This is a genomic window from Shinella sp. WSD5-1 (assembly GCF_963942435.1).
Lineage (GTDB): Bacteria > Pseudomonadota > Alphaproteobacteria > Rhizobiales > Rhizobiaceae > Shinella > Shinella yambaruensis.
On sequence record NZ_OZ012599.1, the window covers coordinates 112,861 to 135,366 of the forward strand.

Genomic DNA, 22,506 nt, shown 5'->3' on the forward strand with positions numbered 1-22,506 from the left:
AGAAGGCCATGTATGGCCATATCTATCATGATTTCCAGCGGGCGCCGTCCGGCTTGATCGACAGGTTCAAGGGTGTGCCGACGTCCACCCTGAGCGATGCGATGGGCCGCCATGGCGCGATGAAGGCCGATATCCGGCCGATCTTCGAGAATATCGCCCTGGTGGGATCCGCCTTCACGGTGCTTTGCTTTCCCGGCGACAACATCATGACGCACAAGGCGGTGCAGATGATGCAGCCGGGCGACGTGCTCGTCATCGATGCCGGCGATTCCGAAAGCGGCTGTTTCGGCCATCGCAGCGCCCTGCAGGTGCGCGGCCGGGGCGGCGTCGGCGTCGTCGCGAGCGGGACGGTGCGCGACGTGGCGCTGCTGCGCCGCGACCGGTTTCCCGTCTTTTCCCGGGGCGTGTCGCCGCGCGCGCCGCAGAAGAACACACCCGGCTCAATCAATGTCCCGGTTGAGGTCGGCGGGGTCATCGTTTCGCCCGGCGATATCGTGGTGGGCGATGACGACGGCATCGCCGTCGTGCCGCGCCTGCTGGCCGAGCAGGTCCTCGCCAGGGCGCTGCAGCGCGAGCGCGCGGAGGCCCTGTCGATGGAGAACGGCACGCTGAACGAACTGCTGCCCGACCCGGCCCACGGCGCGCTCGATATCGACAGGCTTCTCAAGGGCACGGTGTCGGAGCACGCGAAGTGGGCTTCGCCGAACGAGCCGGGTGTATGACGATGACGGGAGAGACCGGAATGCAGGATTTTCAGCACTACATAGACGGCAGGTTCGTCGATCCCGATGGCGACGAATGGCTCGATACGTACAACCCCTTCACCGGTAAGCCCTGGGCACGGGTCGCGCGCGGCAACACTGTGGACGTGGACAGGGCCGTCGAAGCCGCCCACGCGGCCGTGACCGCCGGCCCCTGGGCTTCGAGCACGGCCAGCGAGCGGGGCGCGCTGCTGCGCCGCATCGGCGACCTCGCCGCGCAGCGCGCCGAGCATCTCGCCGCCATCGAGGTGCGCGACAACGGCAAGCTGATGGCCGAGATGCTGGCGCAGATGCGCTACATGCCGAACTGGTACCACTACTACGGCGGGCTCGCCGACAAGGTGGAAGGCTCCGTCATCCCGCTCGATAAACGCGGCTATCTCAACTACACGCGCTACGAGCCGCTCGGCGTCGTGGCGATCATCACGCCGTGGAACTCGCCGCTCATGCTGACGGCGTGGAAGCTGGCGCCGGCGCTCGCGGCCGGCAATGCCGTTGTCATCAAGCCGTCCGAATTCACCTCCGCCTCCGTCCTGGAATTCGTGAAGATCATCGAGGAGGCCGGCGCGCCGGGCGGCCTCGTCAACGTCGTCACGGGCTTCGGCAACGAGGTCGGCACGCCCCTCGTGGAGCATCCGAAGGTCGCCAAGGTCGCCTTCACCGGATCGGACGCGACCGGGAAGCGCATCTATGCCGCGGCAGCGCAGACCATGAAGCATGTGACGATGGAACTCGGCGGGAAATCGCCGAACATCGTATTCGCGGATGCCGATCTGGACGAGGCGGTGAACGGTGCCATCGCGGGTATCTTCGCGGCCACCGGCCAGACCTGTCTCGCAGGCTCCCGCCTCCTGGTGGAGGATTCCATCCACGACGCCTTCCTCGACCGCCTCGTCGAGACGGTAAAGGCGGCCCGCATGGGTGACCCCGCTAAGATGGAGACGCAGGTCGGCCCCGTCACGACCAGGCCGCAATACGAGAAGGTGCTGAACTATATCGACGTCGCCCTCGGCGAGGGGGCGACGCTGGTGATGGGCGGCGAGCCGGGCAGGCGTCCCGAATGCGGCGACGGCTGGTTCGTCGAGCCGACCATCTTCAAGGACGTGCGCAACACGATGCGCATCGCGCAGGAGGAGGTGTTCGGCCCGATCCTCTCCGTCATCCGCTTCAAGGACGAGGCCGATGCCGTGCGGATCGCCAATGACACGATGTACGGGCTTGCGGCCGGGGTCTGGACAAGGGATATCGGCCGGGCGGTGCGCATGACGGAGGCATTGAAGGCCGGCACCGTCTGGGTGAACACCTATCGCGCGACCAGCTACATGTCGCCCTTCGGCGGTTATCGCCAGAGCGGGGTGGGCCGGGAGAACGGTGCGGAGATGATCAAGGAATACCTGCAGGTCAAGAGCGTCTGGATGAACTACGGTGCGCCGTCGGCCAATCCGTTCGTGCAGCGGTGAAGGCGAAAGCGAGTTGAGATCGTCCGTGGCGGCGAAGGCTCGCTGCGGAATGCGGAAAAGGCGCCTGTGACAGCAGCGCCGGGCGGGAGGACGCCCCGGCATCGCGATGTCACGGGACGGGGAGGAAGAATGAAGCTTCACATCACAAAAGATTTCCTGAGCGGCGCCCTTTTCGGCGCGATCGGGCTTGGAACCATCGTGCTGGGGCAGAGCTACGACATGGGAACGGCCGGCAACATGGGCCCCGGCTACTTCCCGGCGATCCTCGGAACCATCATGACGCTCATCGGCCTGACGATGGTCGTCCGCTCGACGCTTCATCCGGAGGCTTCCGAAAGCGTGACGAGCTGGGAAATCCGGCCGCTCGCCTTCATCCTTGCCGCCGTCTTCGTCTTCAGCCTGCTCATCGAGTCGCGCGGTCTCATCGTCGCGGTCGTGGCGCTCGTCCTGATCAGCCGCCTGGCGGGACGGGAGGGCAGCATGCGCGAACTCGCCGTCATGGTTCTTGCGATGACGCTGATCGCGGTGGGCATCTTCGTCTACGGACTGAACATTCCCCTCAAGCTGAGGCCCTGGTGATGGAACTCCTTCAGCATCTTTCGCTGGGTTTCGGTGTCGCCCTGTCGCCGATGAACCTTGCCTATTGCTTCGCCGGCGTGCTGCTCGGCACCTTCATCGGCGTCCTGCCGGGCGTCGGGCCGCTGGTGACGATCGCCGTGCTGTTGCCGCTGACCTTCGGCCTTCCGCCCGAGGGGGCGATGATCATGCTCGCCGGCATCTACTACGGTGCCGCCTATGGCGGCTCGACCACCGCGATCCTGGTCAATCTGCCGGGGGAATCCTCCTCGGCCGTCACCTGCATCGACGGATACCAGATGGCGCGGCAGGGGCGGGCGGGGCCGGCCTTGGCCATCGCCGCCATCGGCTCGGTCGTCGCCGGCTGCATCGGCACGCTGCTCATCGCCTTCGTCGGGCCGCCGCTCGGCGCCGTGGCGCTTAAGTTTGGCGCGGCGGAGTACTTCTCCCTCATGTTCATGGCGCTGATCTGTTCGTCCGCCCTCGTGCGCGGCTCCCTGGTCAAGGGCATGGGCATGGCGTTCTGCGGCGCGGTCTTCGGCCTGGCGGGAACGGACGTCAATTCCGGCATTGACCGCTTCACCTTCGGCATGGACGGCCTTGCCGAGGGCTTCGACTTCGTCGTCGTCGCCGCCGGCCTCTTCGCCTTCTCGGAGATCGTCGTCAATCTCGGCGTCTCGCTGCAGCGCGATGTCCTGACGGCGCGCGTGACCAACCTCATGCCGACGCGGGAGGACCTGAAGGCCTCGTGGAAGCCGATCCTGCGCGGCACCGGCATCGGCTCCATCCTCGGCGTCCTGCCGGGAACGGGGCAGACCATCGCCTCCTTCGCGTCCTACGCGCTCGAAAGGAAGCTCAGCAAGGATCCGTCCCGCTTCGGCAAGGGCGCGATCGAAGGGGTGGCCGGGCCGGAATCGGCCAACAATGCGGCCGCGCAGACGCACTTCATCCCGACGCTGACCCTCGGCATTCCCAGTAGCGCGACCATGGCCCTGCTCCTCGGGGCGCTGATGATCCACGGCATCACGCCCGGACCACAGGTGATGACCTCGCATCCCAGCCTGTTCTGGGGGCTGGTCGCCAGTATGTGGATCGGCAATGTCATGCTCGTCATCCTCAACCTGCCGCTGGTCGGGCTCTGGGTCTCCTTCCTGAAGGTGCCCTATCGCTGGCTCTATCCGCTCATCCTCGTGTTCTCCTGCATCGGCATCTACACGGTCAACATGAGCGCCAGCGACGTCGCCTTCGCCGCCTTCTTCGGGCTGCTCGGCTACATCTTCCTCAAGCTGGACTGCGAGCCGGCGCCGTTCATCCTCGGCTTCCTGCTCGGGCCGATGATCGAGGAGAACTTCCGTCGCGCCCTGCTGCAATCCCACGGAAATCCCGAGGTCTTCGTCACCTCGCCCCTCAGCGCCGTCTTCCTGGCGATCGCGTTCGGCCTCATGGCGCTGATGGTGGTTCCGCTGGTTCGCCAGCAGAAGGACCAGGCGATCGAGGAGGGTTGACGGAAGGCGGCCGGCGTCCTGTGAAAAGCCCCATATTTTTCATGACGACGCCGGTGCGGGCCGCATAGACTGGGCGTGAGGTCATCACCGCAGGACACGCCCATGGTACAGCTTCGCCAACTCCGATATGTCGTTGAGGTCAACCGGCAGGGCAACCATATCTCGGCCGCCGCCGAGGCGCTGAATACCTCCCAGCCGGGCATGAGCAAGCAGATCCAGGAGCTGGAGCTCGAACTCGGCTTCTCGATCTTCCAGCGCAGCCGGAACCGCGTGACCGGCCTGACGGATCCGGGCCGCGAGGTCGTCGAGATCGCCCAGCGCATCCTCAACGAAGTCCAGAGCCTGAAGAACATCCGCGAGGACTACGGCGCCCAGGAAGGCGGGACGCTGACGATCGCCACGACCCATACGCACGCCCGATATATCCTGCCGCGCGTCATCAAGAGCTTCGTCCAGCGCCATCCGCTGGTGCGCATCGGTCTGTTGCAGGGCAACCCGACGGAGATCTGCGAGGCGGTCGAGACCGGCAAGGCCGACATCGCCGTCGGCACGGAGACCATGCGGCCCTTTCCGAGCCTCCTGCGGATGCCCTGCTATCAGATAACGCGCAGCCTGATCGCGCCGAAAGGCCACCCCATCTTCCGGGTCAAGACCCTGACGCTCGAGGCCATCGCCAAATATCCGATGATCGCGCACGATCCGCATCGCAGCGGCCGATGGAAGATCCTCGATGCGTTCGAGAAGAAGGGGATCTCGCCGATGATCCTCTTCAACGCCGTGGATGCCGACGTGGGGAAGACCTATGTCGAGATGGGCCTCGGCATCGCCGTCATGGCGACCGACGCCTTCGACCCGACGCACGACAGGGCGCTCCGCGCGCGCGATGCCAGCCATCTCTTCGAGGCCAGCACCAGCTACGTCACCCTGCGGACCGACACCTATATCCGACGCTTCATCTTCGATTTCATAGAGCTCCTGGCGCCCAGGCTGACGCCGGACCACGTTCGCGCGACGCTGCGGGCGCGGGAGCGCGAACGCGCGGCGAAGTAAGCTTGGCACATCCTCGTGCGGCAGGAGAGCGCGCATCCGCGCGCCCGGTTCCAGTATGCCGCCAGCGCATACTACTATCGAAAATGACGCTTTGCGCCCGCAAAACCGGCTCACTAAACTCCCGACGCATAAAGGGAGGAAGTCATGTTTTCATATCGCCATCATATCGCCGGGCTAGCAATATCGCTCATCGCCTTGCAGGCCGCGCCGGCTCTCGCCCAGTCCGCCGAGGACTATCCGGACCAGACGGTCCGGATCGTGACGCCCTTCGAGGCGGGCGGCGGCACGGACATCATGTCGCGTGAGCTCGCCAACAAGCTCCAGGGCCTGTGGAACAACAATCCCGTCATCGTCGAGAACAAGGCCGGCGCGAACGGCAACCTGGGGACGGACATCGTCGCGAAGGCGAAGCCGGACGGCTATACGCTGCTCCTGACGACCAACGCCACGATCGTCATCAATCCGCAGCTCTTCGGGGACCGCGTCAAGTACGATCCGGTCAAGGACTTCACGCCCGTCTCCATGCTTTCGAGCCTGCCCTTCGTCTTCCTGGTGCCGCCGTCCTCGCCGGCGAAGACCATGGAGGAATTCCTGGAGCTGGCGAAAAAGAGCCCCGGCGATCTCAGTTGCGGCTCGTCCGGTGTCGGCGGCGGCGCGCACCTGGCGCTGGAGATGCTGAAGGCGAGGGCGGGCGTGGACATCACGCATGTCCCCTACAAGGGAACGGGCTCGTCGATCACCGCGCTCCTCGGCGCCCATATCGACTGCCTCTTCGTCTCGATCCTCAGCGCTTCGCCCTATATCAAGCAGGAGCAGCTCCGCCCGCTGGCGGTCAGCAGCCTGCAACGCAACTCGTCCCTGCCGGACATTCCGGCGGTCGCCGAGCTGCCGGGCCTCGACGGCTTCGAATCCGATCTCTGGTATGGCCTCCTGGTCCCCGCCGGAACGGACCCGCAGATCGTGCAGAAGGTCTACGAGGGCACCAAGGCGCTGATCGATGATCCCGATTTCCGCGGCCGCTTCGAGCCGACCGGCGCCGTGCTCGTGGGCAACACGCCGGAGGAGTTCTCCAAGCAGGTGGTCAACGATATCGGAAAGTGGTCCGAGGTCGTCAAGCAGTCCGGCGTAGCCAACCAGCTCTGACCGCATAGACCCCGAAGAATGCCGATCGCCTGCGCGGCCCACGGCCGCGCAGCCGGAACCCGACGTTTCAAATACTGTTCAAGCCTTCCATGGAGTCGATGTGAAAATAGAACCCACCCCCCGGCTTTGGCCCGGCGAGATATTCCAGGCGCTCAAGCGGAGCGATGTCAGGCAGGTCGCCTACGTTCCGGATGCGGGCCATGTCGAGCTGATAGCGAGCTGCGAGGCGGACCCCGGCATGTCCGCCGTCTCCCTGACCACCGAGGAGGAGGGTGTCGCCATGCTGGCCGGCGCATGGCTCGGCGGCGACCGCGGTGCGCTCCTCATGCAATCGTCCGGCGTCGGCAACTGCATCAATATGCTGAGCGTTCCGCTCCACTGCCGCATGCCGCTCTTGATGATTGTCACGATGCGGGGCGAGTGGGGCGAGTTCAACCCCTGGCAATTGCCGATGGGCCAGAACGCCGAGCGGGTCCTGCAGGATATGGGCGTCTACATTCATCGTGCGAACCACGCCGAGGAGGTGGGGCAGATCGTCTACGCCGCCGCACAGCTCGCCTTCTCTTCCAATTGCGCGGTCGCGGTGCTCCTCAGCCAGCGGCTTCTCGGCTTCAAGGACTGGAGCAAATGACGATGACCGATACGAAAAAGGGCACGATGGACCGCCGCGAGGTGATGGGAACGATCGTGGCGAAACGCGGAACCGCGCTGATGGTCACGGGGCTCGGCTCGGCGACCTACGATGCCGGCACGGTCGACCACCCCAACACGTTCTGCCTCTGGGGCGGCATGGGGGCGGCGGCCATGACGGGCCTCGGCCTCGCACTCGCCCAGCCCGAGCGCCGCGTGCTGGTGGTGACGGGCGACGGCGAGATGCTGATGGGGATCGGCGCCTTCGCGACGATCGGCGCGCAACGGCCGAAGAACCTCGCCATCGTGGTGATCGACAACGAGTATTACAGCGAGACCGGCATGCAGCCGACCCACACGCAGCGCGGCGTGAGCCTTGCCGGCGTCGCGCAGGCATGCGGTTTTGCCGGTGCCGAGACGGTCTATACCCCGGCCGAACTCGACGCGGTCGTGCCCCGGCTGTTCGAAACGGACGGGCCATTCTTCGCGGCGATCAAGGTGAACACCCAGCGCTATCCCATGTCGATCCGCGTGCGCGACGGCGCCCATCTGAAGGATCGCTTCCGGGAAAATCTCCTCGGTGCCGAGCGCGCCTATTATTGAGCGCGCGCGCGGGCGCCCGTCCTGCGACGGGCGCCGCCGACTGATCGATCAAGCAAACGGGGTGAGAACATGTCTCGGAAACGGGATTGGAAGGTCGTCCTTGCGGGCGAATGCATGATGTCCCGGCCCTTCTCGGCCTATGAGGAGCCCAAGTTCCGCGCGGTCCTCGACCTGCTCGCAGACTCCGACGTCACCTACGCGCATCTCGAGATGAATTTCGGCACCGCCGACGATCTGGAATGGGCCGCGCGCGGCGACTGGATCGCGAGCTACATGATCGCGGAGCCGGATCTTGCCGCGGAACTGAAGGCGGTCGGGATCGACCTTCTGTCCCTTGCCCACAATCACAGTTTCGATTTCGGTCCGTCCGGCCTGCTCGCGACGGCGCGCCATTGCCGGGCGGCGGGATTTGCCTGCGCCGGCACCGGGCGCGACCTGGAGGAGGCCCGCGAGCCGGCCTTCCTTGAGACGCGCAAGGGCCGCGTGGCGCTCGTTTCGACGAGTTCGGGAAACAAGGCCTACGAATGGGCGAGCCATCCGAAGGCGCAGTTGCGCGGCCGGCCGGGCGTCAATCCCCTGCGCGTGTCGATGAAATACGAGATCGACAGGGCCGCCGCCGCCGAGCTGGAAAGGCTTGCCGGCCGGCTCGGCATCGGCGGCCGCAGGGAGGCGGGCGAGATCGTGCTGAACTTTCCCGGCGACCAGTCGACCCGCACCGCACCGGCCTTCGTCGCCGGCGAGGGGTTCGGGGTGTTCAGTGAATGCCATCCGCGCGACCTCGAAGGTAATCTCCGCTCGATCGGCGAGGCGGCGGCGATGGCCGACCTCGTCATGGTCGCCCATCACTTCAATGTCTCGGAAGGGCCGCGCAGCGACAATCCTCCGCGCTTCGCCCGCCAGTTCGCCCATGCCGCGATAGAGGCGGGCGCCGATATCTGCATCGGCCACGGCTGGCACAAGACGCTCGGCATCGAGATCCACGACGGCAAGCCGATCTTCTACGGCGTCGGCAATTTCATCTGCCAATCGGAATTCGTCCGCCGGGTGCCCTATGACAGCTACGAGGCGTGGGACCACGACGTCGACCGCCTGACGACGCTGAACGCCGCGGCCCATCCGCTCCATCCCGGCCTCGACCTTGCGCCTTGGTGGAGTTCCGCCGTGTTCGAGCTAGCCTACGACGGCGACGTCCTGAAGGAGATCCGGCTGCACCCGGTCGAGATGGGCCGCCGGACGACGCCGGACGGAACGGTGATCACGCGGCGGACGGGGAAAGGTTCGCATGCCCTGACGGAAGGCCGCCCCTTCCTTGCCGACGGGGAAACCGGCGAGGCGGTTCTCCGACGCCTCAAGTCGCTTTCCGAGCCGTTCGGCACGCGGATCGACATCGAGAAGGGCATCGGTGTCATCCGGCTCTGACGGCCGCATTGCAAAGGACAGCAGAGGACCACGCATGGACAGCATGACGACCAACAGCCACGCCCACGACCTGATCGACTTCGTCCGCCGGATATCCCTCGACACGCTGCCTCCTGCCGTCGTGGAGCAGGCGCGGATCTGCCTTCTGGAGGCGCTCGGTTGCGGTGTCTTCGGCGCCTCGCAGCCCTGGTCGCGCCTCCTCGCCGACGAGATGGTCGCGGAGGCAAGCCGGGGCTTCAGCACGGTCATCGGCCGCGGCAGGCTCGCCGCGCCTGCCGCCGCCCTGTGCAACGGAACGGCGATCCATGGCTACGAGCTCGACGACCTGATCGCGCAATCCGTCGTGCACCCCGGCGCGGCCGTCATCCCGGCCGCGCTTGCCGCCGGAGAAGCGGTCGAGGCCGGCGGCGCGCGGCTTCTGGAGGCCATCGTCGCCGGCTACGAGGTGATGCACCACATTGGCCTGGCGCTCGGCGCCGAACCGTCCCGGCGGGGCTTTCATGTGACCAGCCTTTCGGCCCCGGCCGCCTGCGCGGTCGCCGCGGGCATCGTCATGGGCCTGACGCGCGACGAGCTTCTCTCCGCCATCGGGCTGAGCTGCTCCGCCGCCGGCGGCATCAAGAGCTTTGCCGTCGGCAAGGGGGGCGGCATGGTGAAGCGGCTGCATCTCGGCCGCGCGGCCGAAGCCGGCGTGCGCGCCGCCCAGCTTGCCCGGCGCGGCTTCCTCGGCCCGCCCTTCGCCATCGACAGCCGCTTCGGCCTCGTGGAGGTGTTCGGCGGCGCCAGCGCGGACGCAGCCAGGCTGAGCGCCGGATTGGGGTCGCAATGGGCGATCGCGCAGACCTGGTTCAAGGTCTATCCGATCTGCGGATGGATCCAGTCCACCGTGCAACTGCTCCTGGAGATGCGCGGTCCCCGGCCGCTCGCATCCGCCGATATCGCCCATGTGCGCGTCGGCGTCAGCAGATATGCGGCCCAGAACAACAGCGAGCCCGTGCCGATCGATACGATGGGCGCGCAGTACAGCATCCCCTATTGCGCCGCGCTCTCCCTCCTCGGTGATCCGCGCGACCCGGACATGTTTGCCGCCGAGGCGGTCGGCCGCGCGGATATCCGGGAGCTGGCGGCGCGGATAGAGATCGGCGTCGATCCCCGCATCGACGCCGTCTATCCCGCCCAGTATGGCGCCTGCGTCTCGCTGAGGCTCGCCGACGGACGATCGTTCGAAGGCATGGTGCTCGATTGTCACGGCACGCCCGCCGATCCCTGCACGCAGGCCGAAAGCCGGGAGAAGTTCAGGCGGCTGACGCGCGGACGCCTGCCCGAGGCGCAGGCCGAGACCCTCACGGAGCGCGTCCGCACCCTTGCCGATCTCTCCTCGGTCCGTGCGCTCATGGAACCCCTTTCCTCAGTGAGTTCCCGATGACAGTGAATCTCAAGGACATGACCCGCCGTGACATCCCCCTCGGGCCGGGCCTGAACTACCGCTACTTCTCCGTCCCCGCGCTGGAGGAGAACGGCATCGGCAAGGTCTCGCGCATGCCCGTGTCGCTGCGCATCGTGCTGGAATCCGTCCTGCGCAATTGCGACGGCAGGAAGGTCCTGCCACACCATGTCGAATCGCTCGCCAACTGGCGGCCCGACGCGCCGCGCGAGACGGAAATCCCCTTCACGATCGGGCGCATCGTCCTCAATTGCGCGGCGGGCATTCCGCTTCTCGGCGACCTGACGGCCATTCGCGGCGCGATGATGCGCCGCGGCTATCCCGCCGGGACCGTCGGCCCCAAGGTGCCGGTCGACATGGCGCTCGATCATACGCTGACGGTCGATTTCAATGCCCGGCCGGATGCGCTGGCGCTCAATACCGCGCTCGACATCCGCCGCAATGCCGAGCGTTACCGGTTCGTCAAATGGGCCATGCAGGCCTATGGCGGCGTTCGCCTGTTTCCGCCGGGCGCCGGCATCCTGCACCAGCTCAATCTCGAGCTTCTCGCCCCCGGCTATCTCGAAAAGGACGGGATCTGTTATCCCGACACGCTCGTCGGGACGGATTCGCACACCTGCATGATCGCCGGCCTCGGCACCGTCGGCTGGGGTGTCGGGGGCATCGAGGCCGAGGCCGCCATGCTCGGCCAGCCGCTCTTCTTCCTCACGCCGGACGTGGTGGGCGTGCATGTCGCCGGCCGGCTGCGCGAAGGCGTGACGGCCACCGATCTCGTCCTGCATGTGACCGAGATGCTGCGCAAGGCGAAGGTCGTCGGCAAGTTCGTCGAGTTCTTCGGCGAGGGCGTCACGACGCTGAGCGTGCCCGACCGCGCGACCATCGCCAACATGGCGGTCGAATACGGGGCGACGATCGGCTATTTCCCCGTCGACGGCCAGACCTGTTCCTACCTGCGCCAGACGGGACGCAGCGAGGAGACGGTGCGGGCGGTCGAGACGCTCTATCGCGCGCAAGGCTTTTTCGGCGCGCCGAAGCCCGGCGACATCGACTATTCCGACGTGCTCGAACTGGACCTATCGATCGTCGTGCCCAACCTTGCCGGGCCGAAGCGGCCCCAGGACCGCATCCCGCTCGACGGATTGAAGGAACGTTTTGCCGACGTGCTCGCGGCGCCGGTGGCGGAGGGCGGCTACGGAAAGGCGCCGGCGGCCGTCGCCGGCGAGGACGGGCGCGGGGTGCGCGACGGCGACGTCGTAATCGCGGCCATCGCGTCCTGCACCAATACGTCCAATCCGGGCGTGATGCTGGCGGCGGGGCTGGTCGCCCGCAATGCGGTCGCCCAGGGCCTTCGCACCCGGCCGTGGGTCAAGACATCGCTGACGCCGGGGTCGATGGTGGTCAGCCGCTATCTGGAAGCGGCCGGCCTTCAGGACGCGCTCGACACGCTGGGCTTCGCCGTCGCCGGCTACAGTTGCGCCACCTGCGTCGGTGCCTCCGGGCCGATCGATCCCGAACTGGAGGAACAGATATCCGCGCGGGATGTCGTCGCCTGCGCGGTGCTGTCGGGAAACCGCAATTTCGAGGCGCGCATCCACCCGGCCGTCCGCGCCTCGTTTCTTGCAAGCCCGCCGCTCGTCGTGGCCTTCGCGCTGGCGGGGCGGATGGACATCGACCTCCTGAACGAGCCGCTGGGCGTCGATCTTGGCGGCAGGCCCGTCTATCTCCGCGACATCTGGCCGACAGCCGAAGAGCTCGGGGCGGCGCAGGCGATCGCAGCCAATCCCGCCTTCTACCGGGAAACCTATGCCGGGGACATCGCCGCGCGTGATCCGAACTGGAAGACCATTCCGCAAACGACAGGCAGCCTCTACGCCTGGGACGAGCGATCGACCTACCTGAAGGAGCCTCCGTTCCTCGCGCCCGAACTGTCGGCCTCCGTCCTGAAGCCGGTCACGGGGGCGAGGGCGCTGGCGATCCTCGGCGATTCCGTCACCACCGATCACATCAGCCCGATCGGTAACATCAAGGCGCGTTCCCCGGCCGGCGTGTATCTTTCCAGCCTCGGCGTCGCCCCGCTGGATTTCAACAATTTCGGCGCCCGGCGGATGAATCACGAGGTCATGGTGCGCGGCGGCTTCGGCAACCAGCGCCTGCGCAACCTCATGGTTCCGGGCGTGGAAGGCGGCGTGACCACGCACCAGCCGGACGGGGAAACGATGAGCATCTACGAGGCGTCGCTTCGCTACAAGGCCGACGACGTTCCTCTGATCGTGGTGGCCGGCCAGGAATACGGAACCGGCAGCGCGCGCGACTGGGCGGCCAAGGCGACGCGGCTTCTCGGCGTGCGCGCGGTCGTTGCCGAAAGCTTCGAGCGCATCCACCGCAGCAACCTTGCCGGCATGGGCGTGCTTCCGTGCCAGCTTGCGGAGGGGACCCGGACGACGGATCTTGCCCTTGATGGTTCGGAGCGCTTCGATATCCTCGGCCTTTGCGACGACATGGAGCCCGGACAGTCGCTGACGCTCGTCATCCATCGGGCCGACGGGGCGAGGGCGGAGGTCCGGTTGATCCTTCGCCTCGATACGCCCGTCGAGGTCGAGTATGCGCGCAGCGGCGGTGTCATGCCCTACATCCTGAACGAGCTGATAGCCGAAGCCGAGCGCCTGCGCGCGGCCTCGTAACCGGTACGTACATGGGCTGCCGGCGCGCCGGACATTCATCGATCCGACCATCTCTTGAAAGGAAATGCACATGGACCAGGAAACATACGACAAGGGCCTCGCCATCCGCCGTGCAACGCTTGGCGACGCCTATGTGGACAAGGCGCTGGCCCAGGCCGACGACTTCACGCGGGACCTGCAGCAACTCGTCACCACCTATTGCTGGGGCGAGGTCTGGAGCCGCGAGGGGCTGGACCGGAAAACCCGCTCGATCATCAACCTGGCGATGATCAGCGCGCTCAACCGTCCCCACGAGCTTGCCGCGCATGTCCGCGGCGCCATCAACAACGGCGTGACCCGCGACGAAATCAAGGAAGTCTTTCTCCAAGTGGGCATCTATTGCGGCGTGCCTGCGATGGTCGACAGCTTCCGGATCGGCCGCGAGGTGCTGAAGGACCTGGACGCCGGATAGAAATCGGGGCATCGAACCGCCGGAGTCCTCCTTCGGCCTTCCCCGGTGGGCTTGCAAAACAATCCCTATCTTTCAAGGAGTGCGCCAATTCCCTCGTTGAATGCCTGGAAAAGGCTGGCCACGACCACCTTTGCCTTCGGGCTTGCCGCGCTCGTGGGCTTTTCAGGCGCGGCCTGCCATGTCCCGCTGGCCTGGATGCTGGGCCCGCTGCTCGTAGCGGCCTGCCTGTCGGCGGCCGGGTTCGATCTGCGGCCCAACGATAATGTGAGGAGGTTCGGCCAGCTCACGATCGGGACCGCCGTCGGGCTGACGATGACGGCAAGCGTCCTGGCGGAGCTCGGCGGGTGGCTTCCGCTCATGGTGCTCAGCGCCATCGTCTCCGTGCTCGTGTCCTGCGTGGCCGCGGTCATCCTCGCCCGGCAGGCCCGGCTCGACATGAAGACGGCGTTTTTCGCGAGCCTGCCGGGCGGGCTGGCGGAGATGGGCAACATCGGCGTCCAGATGGGCGCGCAGGCCGAGCCGATCGCCATCGTCCATACGCTGCGCGTCACGCTGGTCGCCGTCACCATCCCGTCGATCCTGCTGACTTTCGGCCCGCCGCATTTCGCCATCGCGCCGGGCACCATGATCGTCGATCCGTACTGGACGGTGGGATTGATCGCGGGAGGGGCGGGTTTCGCCTATTGTCTCGGGCGCATCCACCTCAACAATCCCTATATGATCGGGGCGGTCCTGTTTACGGCCATTTTCGCGTCACGCGGGCTCGTCGCCGGCAAGATGTATCAGCCGCTTTTCGCGGCTGCCCAGTTGATGGTCGGTTTTGCCGTCGGTTGCCGCTTTCGCCGGGATATTCTCGCCAGGCTTCCGCGGGTGGCGTTTTTCAGCGTCATCTCCATTTTCGGGCTGAGCGGCGTCATGGTGGGTTTTGCCCTGCTTCTGTCCGTCGCAACAGGGTTGAGCTATCCGGCCGCCATCCTTGCGACATCGCCCGGTGGCCTGTCCGAAATGACGGTCACGGCGGAAATCCTGCATCTTGCCGTTCCGACGGTCGTCGGGTTCCAAGTGGTGCGCGGCATCCTCGTCAACACTTTTGCCTCGCACTACTACGCGCTGCTGACGCGGTGCGGCATGCTCGGCTTCCTGCAAAGGGTCTTTGGGGCGGCCGATCCCGGCTGAAGAAGCGATGCATGTCGGCAGCCCGGCCGTATCGAACCAGGGCCTTTTCAGCGCCAGTTCTTTATCCGAAACGCCGGACGGATAGGGTTTGCGAGACTAGAGCATCACGCAAACCTCAAAGCACATGGTTGCCGGGTTCCTAATGGCCTTCGGGCCTTGTTGATCGCGCAACGCTGTCCCCCGCTCCTCGAGGGTGGGAGAAAACGGGCGCTCCCATCTTGGCGGCCTCGTGATCGAGGGTGTTGCGCATGCGCATGAGGTTGCCCATGAATTCCACGCCGTTGGCCATGGAATCCATGATGACCCGGGCGGTCCTGTTCAGGTCGATCTGGTTCCCGTCGAGCGGCAGGGTGGAGGGAAGCTCGATCAGGCCGAGCGTGGTCATGGTCTTGTAGGTGTTGCTGAGGTGAAGGCACGACCACTTCATCGACATGGTGAGTGGGCATTGCATGTAGAGGGTCGGCTTGGTGTGCCAGAGGGAGAGGCCCTGTTCGTCGCGCAGGGAAAACGTCATCTCCACCGCGTTGTTCAGCCGGAATTCGTCGTGGAAGATACGGCTGGCGACGGTCTCGCAGGCCTTCATGAGATCGGGCACCGCGACGCCGTCGATGGACTGGGTGACCGTCGCCGGTGCGTGCTGGCCCTCGTAGCGCACGCTCAACTGCGCCGGCGCATGCGCCGTATCGACGGTGACGTCGTGAAGGGTCAGCTTGTAGGGTGCGCTGGCGTTTTGCATGGCAGTGACTCGCTTTCCGCATCATGTCCGGGTCGGGCGAGTTTAGTCCATTCCGGCCCATCGACACAACATCGACCTCGGGCCTGCGAAAAAGCCCCGGCGGCGGACCTGACGAGGCGACCGCCGGGGAGGCAGGGAAACCTATTCGAAGACGGCGTCGACGTCGAAGGTCGTCAGCTTCTTCTCCAGCGCCCGCATTTCCTCGTAGTCCATCACCGCCATGATGTCCTCGATGCCGACGAGAAGGTCCTCGCGGTTGACGGGCACGCCCGTCTCGGCGACCTCGCGCATGACCGAGAGCGCCGTCTTCATCGCATGGATGGCGGCGGCCGGCAGCATGCGCGGCAGGCTGATGCGCCGGACGCCGATTTCCTTCAGCCGCGGCAGCGGGATGAGCGGGGTGGTCGGGCGGTGGCGGATGCCGAAGCCCATGTTGATGGTGACCGGAATGCCGGCGGCGTCCACGATGCGCTTGATGTCGTCCTCGTTGCGCACCGCGTCGGGGAAGATCATGTCGGCGCCCGCTTTCGCATAGGCGCGCGCGCGTTTCACCGCGCCCTCGATGCCCTCCATGGCGAGGGAATCGGTGCGGGCGATGATGACGAAGTCGTCGTCGCGGCGGGCCATGCAGGCGGCCTCGATCTTCTTGACCATCTCGGCCGGCTTCACCACCGCCTTGCCGGGCATGTGGCCGCAGCGCTTCGGGCTCACCTGGTCCTCGAGGTTGATGCCGGCGACGCCGGCCTCCTCGAACATCCGTACGGTGTGGTAGACGTTGACCGGGTTGCCGTAGCCGTTGTCGGCATCCGCCGTCAGCGGGATGGAGACGGAGCGGGCGAGGTTGCGGCAGTGGTTGACGTTCTCCGTCAGGCCCATCACGCCGATATCGGCGATGCCGAGCAGCGCGTTGGAGATCGCCGCGCCGCTGGTGCAGGCGGTCTTGAAGCCGGCATCCTCGACGAGGCGGATCGTATAGCCATCATAGACGCCGGGCGAGACGATGAACTCGCCCGATCTCAGGATTTCACGGAATTTCTTGGCACCTGTGGTCATGAAGGCTGCACTCCAAGGCTAGCGATGGGTCAGATATCGGGAAGGTTCTCACCGTCGAGGTGATCGAAGAGATTGCGCGCGGCGCGGCGCACATGCGAGCGCATCAGGGATTCGGCAAGCTGCGGATCGCGCGCCTTGATGGCGCGCAGGATCTGCCAGTGCTCGTCGTACGCCTCCTCCTTGCGCTCGATGATGGCGCCGGAATGCCGGCGGTAGATGCGCAGCAGGTGGTAGAGGTCGCCGCACAGAAGGTTGATGATGCGGGCATTGCCGCAGGCGCGTGCGATGCGCTCGTGAAAGTCGAAGACGCTGCCGTCGCCCGGCACATCCGCCGAATAGTTATGGCGGCTGCGCTCCAGCTCGGAGATCAGCCCGTCAATCTCCGCATCGCTCATGCGGCGCGCGTCGATGTTGCAGGCCATGCCCTCCAGCGCCATGCGCAGCTCGAAGAGCTCGCGGGCGGTGGTGGCGTCGAGCGTGACGACGCGCGACTTGATATAGGGCTCGCGCGTGATGAGCTGGATGCCCTGAAGCCGGCGGATCGCCTCGCGGACGGGGCCGCGGCTGACGCCGAATTCCAGCGCCAGCGCCGCCTCGTTGACCACGCTGCCCGGCGGCAGGCGGCCCTGGTAGATCGCGTCGAGGATCGCCTGGTAGATCATGTCGGAGCGCGGCGTTCCCGCCTCGCTGCCCGTTGCCTCGATCGTTTCGAACTGAGCATCCACCGTCATGTCCTCTGTCTCCCTTTTCGGCTCATCCACCATCGGTTGGGCAGGGAGAAGTGTCAACTTTTTAGGCATCTGAAGCTAAAATGTCAACAGTTTTTGGCGATATAAGCAGTATTGTGATTTTTTAGCTTTAAAGTGTTGACATTTAGAGGTGATGACCGCTTAATTGCCACAAGGACGGACAAAAGCCGCTGGGAACGCACGATGACGCAGCAGGAATTCCAATGGATGGGTCGCACGATCCGCTATGCCGGCGTGGCAGAAGCTGCGCAGGCGGCGGGCCGGTCCGTCTCCAGCCTGCCCTACGTCCACCGCATCCTCCTTGAAAACCTCTGCCGCAGCCAGCGCGCCGGCCGCCCGGTGGGGGAGCGCGACATCGCCGCCCTTCTCGAAAAGAGCGATGCGGCCGAGCTTCCGCTTTTCGTCTCCCGCGTCATCCTGCCGGATTCCTCCGGCCTGCCGGCCTTGCAGGATCTGGCGGCGCTGCGCAGCGCGGTGGACCGGGTGGGCGGAAACGTCACCGCGGTCGATGCCCTCGTGCCGGTCGATCTCGTGGTGGATCATTCCCTGCAAGTCGATTTCTGGGGTGATGCGGCCGCCGAGGAGCGTAACCTTGCCCGCGAGCTGGAGCGCAATGCCGAGCGCTACCGCTTCCTGAAATGGGCGCAGCAGGCGTTCCGGCGCCTGCGCATCCATCCGCCGGGCACCGGCATCATCCATCAGGTCAATATCGAGAGCATCGCTTCCGTGGTGGTGCTGGAGACGCTGGACGGCGCGGACTGGGCTTTCCCGGATTTCGTCATCGGCGGCGATTCCCACACGCCGATGGTGAATGGCCTCGGCGTGCTCGGCTGGGGCGTCGGCGGCATCGATGCCGAGGCGGCGATGCTGGGGCAAGCCTATATCTTCCCGCGCCCGCAGGTGGTCGGCGTCCGGCTTTCCGGGCGCATCCGCCCGCCGGCGATGACGACGGACGCCGCGCTTCTCGTGACGCAGAAACTGCGCGCGGCGGGCGTCACCGGCTGCATGGTGGAGTATTTCGGCCCGGCCATCCCGCACCTGACGGTCGCCGAGCGCGCCACCATGGCCAACATGGCCCCCGAATACGGCGCGACCTGCGGCTTCTTCCCGGTGGACGAGCAGAGCATTGCCTATTTGCGCCAGACCGGCCGCGAGGAAGACCATATCGGTCTCGTCGAAGCCTATTGTAAGGCCAACCACCTCTGGCGCGCCGATGCGGAAGAGTGCCCGGATTACGACCGCATCGTCGACATCGACCTTTCCGAGGCCGAGCCGAGCCTTGCCGGCCCGCGCCGCCCGCAGGACCGCATGACGCTCGCCGGCGTCGCCGAGGATTTTCGCGAGAAGCTCACTTTGCCGCTGTCGCAGGGCGGTTTCGGCGCCGAGGCCGTGGAGGCCGATCCGGCGGAGGCGCTGCCCGGCCATGGCAGCATCGCGCTCGCCGCGATCACCTCCTGCACCAACACCTCCAACCCCGCCGTCATGATGGCCGCCGGCCTCGTCGCGCGCCGGGCGGTGGAACTCGGCCTGACGGTTCCCGCCTGGGTCAAGACCTCGATGGCCCCGGGCTCGCGCGTCGTCACGCGCTATCTCGAAAAGGCGGGGCTCTTGCCCTTCCTCGAAGCCCTCGGCTTCAACATCATCGGCTACGGCTGCACCACCTGCGGCGGCAAGTCCGGACCGCTGCCGCAGGATGTGGCGAACGCCATCGAACGGCGCGGGCTGGTCGCGGCGGCGGTGCTGTCGGGTAACCGCAATTTCGAGGGCCGCATCCACAAGCTCATCCGCGCCAACTATATCGGCGCGCCGCCGCTCGTCGTGCTCTATGCGCTCGCCGGCCGCGTCGATATCGATTTCGACCGCGAGCCGGTCGGCCTCAGCGCGGACGGCAACCCGGTCCATGCGCGCGATCTCTGGCCGACGCCGGAGGAGATCGAGGCGCTGCTGCCGCAGGCGCGCGACCGGGACCTGTTCTCCGCCGTCTACGGCCGCGAGGCCGCCGGCGCCGCCGCCTGGGAGGCGCTGGAAGCACCGGCCGGCGCGCTGTTCCCGTGGGATCGCAGCTCGCACTATCTCGTCGAGCCGCCCTTCTTCGAAGGGGCCGCCGGGCGCGATCCGGTCGCCGATCTCGCCCAGGGGCTTTCCAAAGCGCGGGTGCTCGCCGCCTTCGGGGATTCGCTCACCACTGACCACATTTCCCCGAGCGGTGAAATCCCGCTCGATACGCCGGCCGGCCGCTATCTGGCGGATGCCGGCATCGCGCAGAAGGATTTCAACACCTATGTCGGTCGGCGCGGCAATTTCGAGGTGATGACCCGCGCCACCTTCGCCAATATCCGCATCAAGAACGCCCTGCTGCCGGATGTCGAAGGCGGCTTCACCCGCCATTTCCCGGACGGCGAGACCGTGACGATCTTCGATGCCGCACGGCGCTACCGGACGGAAGGGACCGCCGCCATCATCCTCGGCGGCAAGGAATACGGCACCGGCTCCAGCCGCGACTGGGCGGCCAAGGGCACCGCGCTGCTCGGCATCCGCGCCGTCATCGCGGAAAGCTACGAGCGCATCCACCGCGCCAACCTCGTCGGCATGGGCGTGCTGCCGCTCGCCTTCCGGGCGGGGGAGGGCTGGCGTCAGCTCGGCCTCACCGGCGGCGAACTCTTCTCCTTCGCCGGCATCGAAGAGGCCGTGCGGACGGGCGCGCCGGTGCGCGTCACCGCGGAAGGCGAGGGCGGGACCGTCGAATTCGAGGCCGTGCCGCAACTCCTCACCGAGGCCGAACGGGCGCTGATCGCGTCCGGCGGCATCCTGATGCATGTCCTCGATGCGTTCTCGCCGGCCTCCGGCAGCAAAGGAATGGAAGAATGATGCTGGATCTGGTTCTCAAGAATGCGCAGATCGCCCTACCGGGCGGCGACCTTTCCTTCGGTGCCGTCGGCGTGAAGGACGGCCGCATCGCCGTCATCGCCGAAACGGCGGACGATCTTGCCGCGCGCGAAATGATCGATTGCGGCGGCCTCCTGCTGCTGCCCGGCGTCGTCGATCCGCATGTGCATTTCGACTTCGGCAATCCGGAGACCGATTTCGAGACGGAATCGCGCGCCTCCGCGCTCGGCGGCACCACGTCGATCCTCTCCTTCCACCGCTCGAAGGACATCCGCGACAGCTTCCCGGTCGTCAAGGAGCGGGCGGAGCGGCAGAGCTGCATCGATTTCGGCCTGCATTTCGGCCTGACCAGCCAGCTTCATGTCGAGACGCTGGAGGAGATCGCCCGCCGCTTCGGCGTCACCTCCTTCAAGCTCTACATGATGTACAAGGGCGCGGCCGGCGCGGCCAAGGGTTTTACCGAGATCGACGACGCGCTGCTTTACACGGCGTTGCGCGCCACCGCCGCCATTCCCGGCGCGGTGATGGGCGTCCATTGCGAGAACGTCGAGGTCATCCCGGTCCTGCGCCCGCCGCTGAAGGCCGCCGGGCGCAACGACCTCAAGGCATGGAACGAGCAGAGCCCCGGCTTCCTCGAAGCGGAAAACGTCTTCCGAGTCTGCTATTTCGCCGCCCAGACCGGCACGCCGGTCAACATCGTCCATATGAGCGCCAGCGACTCTCTGGAAATCGTGCGCCAGCAGCGCAAGATGCGCGGCCGCTCCGGCCCGCCGATCCATGTCGAGACCTGCCCGCATTACCTCGTCGTCGATGACGAATGGCCGGCGGGCGTGCTCGCCAAGGTCAACCCGCCGGTGCGCGGCCGGGCCGATATCGAGGCCCTGTGGGAAGGTGTCTTCGACGGTTCGGTGACGACCATCGGCTCCGATCACGTCGCCCGCAAGTGCGAGACCAAGGACAAGGACATCTGGGGCGCCAGCGCCGGCTTCCCGGGCTCCGGCCTCCTCCTGCCGCTGATGCTGCACGAGGGCTACCACCGCCGCGGCCTGCCGCTCTCAAGGATCGTCGAGCTGACTTCGGCCAATGCCGCGCGCATCTACAACATGCCGTCGAAGGGCGCGATCGCGGTCGGCAAGGATGCGGATCTTCTGGTGGTCGATCCCGATCTCGAACGCACCGTCGACCACGCCGTCTCGGAGTCCTACTCGGACTATTCGCCCTATCAGGGCATGCGGCTCAAGGGCTGGCCGGTGCGCACGCTGGTGCGCGGCCGCACGGTCATGCAGGACGGCCGCATCACCGAAGAGGCCCGCGCCAATCCCTGGGGCCGCTATCTCGAACGCATGCCACGCTGACACTCTGGAACGATACGGATTTTGACATGACCGAAAACACGAGAATCTGGGACCGATTTCTGACCGAGCGCGACCAGCAGGTCTACAAGGCCGCGGGCTACGGCAAGCGCGGCGGCTTCGGCACACGCCCGGCGCTCTTCATCATCGACGTGCAGTACAATTTCTGCGGCGACAAGCCGGAGGATATCCTGGAAGGCTTGAAGCAGTACCGCACCCATTGCGGCCGCGAAGCCTGGGCGGCGGTGGAGCAGATCATTCCCCTCGTGGAACTGGCGCGCGAAAAGAACCTGCCGATCTTCTACACCGAGAGCGGCCGGCGTCCCGACCTGCTCGATTCCGGCGTGCAGGTCGGCAAGAACCATCGCGGTGGCGAGAAGACCGTTGTCGCCGGCACCCACGATACCCGCACCGTCGAGCCCATCGCCCCGCGCCCGCAGGACATGCTGATCTCCAAGCAGAAGCCGTCCTGCTTCTTCGGCACGACCTTCATGAGCCAGTTGAACTTCCTCGACGTCGACACGCTGATCCTTGTCGGCTGCACCACCTCCGGGTGCCTGCGCGCAACGACCGTCGACGCCTATTCCTTCAACTTCAAGGTCATCATACCGGAGGAAGCCGCCTTCGACCGCTTCGAGGCGAGCCACGCGATCAACCTGTTCGACCTCAACTGCAAATATGCCGACGTCATCCCGCAGGCCGAGGTCGCTGAATATCTCAGCGCCCAGCCGGTGCGCGAGCCGCGCAAGTAAGCCGCCCCTTACCATCCCGTCACTGGAAGAAACCGACCGATGAGCACGACCCTCACGCCCAAGGCCCCCGAAACCACCC

At 66.2% G+C, this 22,506-nt stretch carries 19 protein-coding genes; 16 read left to right on the plus strand and 3 right to left on the minus strand.

The window, feature by feature from the left end; genetic code table 11:
• Nucleotides 1-8: 8 nt before the first annotated feature.
• The 13 genes from AABQ55_RS29235 to AABQ55_RS29295 all read left to right on the plus strand — a co-directional run bounded on the left by AABQ55_RS29235 (nt 9) and on the right by AABQ55_RS29295 (nt 14,899).
• Entirely contained in the window at nt 9-722 is a 714-nt protein-coding gene (locus tag AABQ55_RS29235) for a 4-carboxy-4-hydroxy-2-oxoadipate aldolase/oxaloacetate decarboxylase (RefSeq protein ID WP_272808570.1), read from the plus strand.
• Nucleotides 723-742: 20 nt separating this feature from the next.
• The gene (locus AABQ55_RS29240) at nt 743-2,221 is read left to right on the plus strand and encodes an aldehyde dehydrogenase (RefSeq protein WP_272808571.1); all 1,479 of its coding nucleotides are present in this window, start codon (nt 743-745) and stop codon (nt 2,219-2,221) included.
• Nucleotides 2,222-2,350: 129 nt separating this feature from the next.
• On the plus strand, nt 2,351-2,800 hold the full coding sequence (locus AABQ55_RS29245) for a tripartite tricarboxylate transporter TctB family protein (RefSeq protein ID WP_244768599.1): 450 nt from the start codon (nt 2,351-2,353) through the stop codon (nt 2,798-2,800).
• Nucleotides 2,800-4,302: a tripartite tricarboxylate transporter permease gene (locus AABQ55_RS29250; protein ID WP_272808767.1), complete on the plus strand. Its 1,503-nt coding sequence runs from the start codon at nt 2,800-2,802 to the stop codon at nt 4,300-4,302. Before AABQ55_RS29245 ends, AABQ55_RS29250 begins: the two co-directional genes overlap by 1 nt.
• 102 nt (nt 4,303-4,404) lie before the next feature.
• Nucleotides 4,405-5,352: a LysR substrate-binding domain-containing protein gene (locus AABQ55_RS29255; protein WP_272808572.1), complete on the plus strand. Its 948-nt coding sequence runs from the start codon at nt 4,405-4,407 to the stop codon at nt 5,350-5,352.
• A gap of 144 nt (nt 5,353-5,496) precedes the next feature.
• On the plus strand, nt 5,497-6,495 hold the full coding sequence (locus tag AABQ55_RS29260) for a Bug family tripartite tricarboxylate transporter substrate binding protein (protein WP_272808573.1): 999 nt from the start codon (nt 5,497-5,499) through the stop codon (nt 6,493-6,495).
• Nucleotides 6,496-6,595: 100 nt separating this feature from the next.
• Nucleotides 6,596-7,126, plus strand: a complete 531-nt coding sequence (locus AABQ55_RS29265) for a thiamine pyrophosphate-binding protein (protein WP_244768602.1) — start codon at nt 6,596-6,598, stop codon at nt 7,124-7,126.
• Between the two features lie 2 nt (nt 7,127-7,128).
• Nucleotides 7,129-7,728, plus strand: a complete 600-nt coding sequence (locus AABQ55_RS29270; protein ID WP_272808574.1) for a thiamine pyrophosphate-dependent enzyme — start codon at nt 7,129-7,131, stop codon at nt 7,726-7,728.
• A gap of 69 nt (nt 7,729-7,797) precedes the next feature.
• Nucleotides 7,798-9,147, plus strand: a complete 1,350-nt coding sequence (locus AABQ55_RS29275) for a CapA family protein (protein ID WP_272808575.1) — start codon at nt 7,798-7,800, stop codon at nt 9,145-9,147.
• 34 nt (nt 9,148-9,181) lie between these two features.
• On the plus strand, nt 9,182-10,573 hold the full coding sequence (locus tag AABQ55_RS29280) for an MmgE/PrpD family protein (RefSeq protein ID WP_272808576.1): 1,392 nt from the start codon (nt 9,182-9,184) through the stop codon (nt 10,571-10,573).
• Complete coding sequence (acnA, locus tag AABQ55_RS29285) at nt 10,570-13,272, plus strand: aconitate hydratase AcnA (RefSeq protein ID WP_272808577.1); 2,703 nt, start codon at nt 10,570-10,572, stop codon at nt 13,270-13,272. Before AABQ55_RS29280 ends, acnA (AABQ55_RS29285) begins: the two co-directional genes overlap by 4 nt.
• 70 nt (nt 13,273-13,342) lie before the next feature.
• Complete coding sequence (gene pcaC / locus AABQ55_RS29290; protein ID WP_272808578.1) at nt 13,343-13,723, plus strand: 4-carboxymuconolactone decarboxylase; 381 nt, start codon at nt 13,343-13,345, stop codon at nt 13,721-13,723.
• A 96-nt stretch (nt 13,724-13,819) separates the two neighbouring features.
• A complete protein-coding gene (locus tag AABQ55_RS29295) occupies nt 13,820-14,899 on the plus strand; it encodes an AbrB family transcriptional regulator (protein ID WP_272808579.1) in 1,080 nt (359 codons plus the stop codon).
• A 139-nt stretch (nt 14,900-15,038) separates the two neighbouring features.
• On the opposite strand, the gene AABQ55_RS29300 is transcribed toward AABQ55_RS29295, so the two are convergent.
• The 3 genes from AABQ55_RS29300 to AABQ55_RS29310 form a co-directional block, all read right to left on the minus strand.
• Nucleotides 15,039-15,635, minus strand: coding sequence for a hypothetical protein (locus tag AABQ55_RS29300; protein WP_272808580.1), 597 nt, complete (start codon nt 15,633-15,635; stop codon nt 15,039-15,041).
• Between the two features lie 141 nt (nt 15,636-15,776).
• A complete protein-coding gene (locus AABQ55_RS29305) occupies nt 15,777-16,688 on the minus strand; it encodes an isocitrate lyase/PEP mutase family protein (RefSeq protein WP_272808581.1) in 912 nt (303 codons plus the stop codon).
• A 29-nt stretch (nt 16,689-16,717) separates the two neighbouring features.
• Nucleotides 16,718-17,419, minus strand: a complete 702-nt coding sequence (locus AABQ55_RS29310) for a GntR family transcriptional regulator (protein WP_244768611.1) — start codon at nt 17,417-17,419, stop codon at nt 16,718-16,720.
• A gap of 201 nt (nt 17,420-17,620) precedes the next feature.
• Here AABQ55_RS29310 and acnA (AABQ55_RS29315) point away from each other — a divergent pair, with 201 nt between their 5' ends.
• Genes acnA (AABQ55_RS29315) through AABQ55_RS29325 form a run of 3 tightly spaced genes read left to right on the plus strand, consistent with a single transcriptional unit; the run spans nt 17,621 to nt 22,427 of the window.
• Nucleotides 17,621-20,305 carry an aconitate hydratase AcnA gene (gene acnA / locus AABQ55_RS29315; RefSeq protein ID WP_272808582.1) on the plus strand — a complete coding sequence of 895 codons (2,685 nt, stop codon included), beginning with the start codon at nt 17,621-17,623 and terminating at the stop codon, nt 20,303-20,305.
• Nucleotides 20,302-21,678: a dihydroorotase gene (locus AABQ55_RS29320; RefSeq protein ID WP_272808583.1), complete on the plus strand. Its 1,377-nt coding sequence runs from the start codon at nt 20,302-20,304 to the stop codon at nt 21,676-21,678. Before acnA (AABQ55_RS29315) ends, AABQ55_RS29320 begins: the two co-directional genes overlap by 4 nt.
• A 26-nt stretch (nt 21,679-21,704) precedes the next feature.
• Complete coding sequence (locus tag AABQ55_RS29325; RefSeq protein WP_244768614.1) at nt 21,705-22,427, plus strand: isochorismatase family protein; 723 nt, start codon at nt 21,705-21,707, stop codon at nt 22,425-22,427.
• Nucleotides 22,428-22,506 lie beyond the last annotated feature (79 nt).

What these genes read in the sequence shown, in the direction of transcription:
- AABQ55_RS29325 (WP_244768614.1), top strand. Translation starts at nt 21,705, where the DNA reads ATGACCGAAAACACGAGAATCTGGGACCGATTTCTGACCGAGCGCGAC.
- acnA (WP_272808582.1), top strand. Translation starts at nt 17,621, where the DNA reads ATGACGCAGCAGGAATTCCAATGGATGGGTCGCACGATCCGCTATGCC.
- AABQ55_RS29260 (WP_272808573.1), top strand. Translation starts at nt 5,497, where the DNA reads ATGTTTTCATATCGCCATCATATCGCCGGGCTAGCAATATCGCTCATC.
- AABQ55_RS29240 (WP_272808571.1), top strand. Translation starts at nt 743, where the DNA reads ATGCAGGATTTTCAGCACTACATAGACGGCAGGTTCGTCGATCCCGAT.
- AABQ55_RS29255 (WP_272808572.1), top strand. Translation starts at nt 4,405, where the DNA reads ATGGTACAGCTTCGCCAACTCCGATATGTCGTTGAGGTCAACCGGCAG.
- AABQ55_RS29235 (WP_272808570.1), top strand. Translation starts at nt 9, where the DNA reads ATGTATGGCCATATCTATCATGATTTCCAGCGGGCGCCGTCCGGCTTG.
- AABQ55_RS29300 (WP_272808580.1), bottom strand. Translation starts at nt 15,635, where the DNA reads ATGCAAAACGCCAGCGCACCCTACAAGCTGACCCTTCACGACGTCACC.
- AABQ55_RS29250 (WP_272808767.1), top strand. Translation starts at nt 2,800, where the DNA reads ATGGAACTCCTTCAGCATCTTTCGCTGGGTTTCGGTGTCGCCCTGTCG.
- AABQ55_RS29245 (WP_244768599.1), top strand. Translation starts at nt 2,351, where the DNA reads ATGAAGCTTCACATCACAAAAGATTTCCTGAGCGGCGCCCTTTTCGGC.
- pcaC (WP_272808578.1), top strand. Translation starts at nt 13,343, where the DNA reads ATGGACCAGGAAACATACGACAAGGGCCTCGCCATCCGCCGTGCAACG.
- AABQ55_RS29320 (WP_272808583.1), top strand. Translation starts at nt 20,302, where the DNA reads ATGATGCTGGATCTGGTTCTCAAGAATGCGCAGATCGCCCTACCGGGC.
- AABQ55_RS29280 (WP_272808576.1), top strand. Translation starts at nt 9,182, where the DNA reads ATGGACAGCATGACGACCAACAGCCACGCCCACGACCTGATCGACTTC.
- AABQ55_RS29310 (WP_244768611.1), bottom strand. Translation starts at nt 17,419, where the DNA reads ATGACGGTGGATGCTCAGTTCGAAACGATCGAGGCAACGGGCAGCGAG.
- AABQ55_RS29305 (WP_272808581.1), bottom strand. Translation starts at nt 16,688, where the DNA reads ATGACCACAGGTGCCAAGAAATTCCGTGAAATCCTGAGATCGGGCGAG.
- AABQ55_RS29275 (WP_272808575.1), top strand. Translation starts at nt 7,798, where the DNA reads ATGTCTCGGAAACGGGATTGGAAGGTCGTCCTTGCGGGCGAATGCATG.
- AABQ55_RS29270 (WP_272808574.1), top strand. Translation starts at nt 7,129, where the DNA reads ATGACCGATACGAAAAAGGGCACGATGGACCGCCGCGAGGTGATGGGA.
- acnA (WP_272808577.1), top strand. Translation starts at nt 10,570, where the DNA reads ATGACAGTGAATCTCAAGGACATGACCCGCCGTGACATCCCCCTCGGG.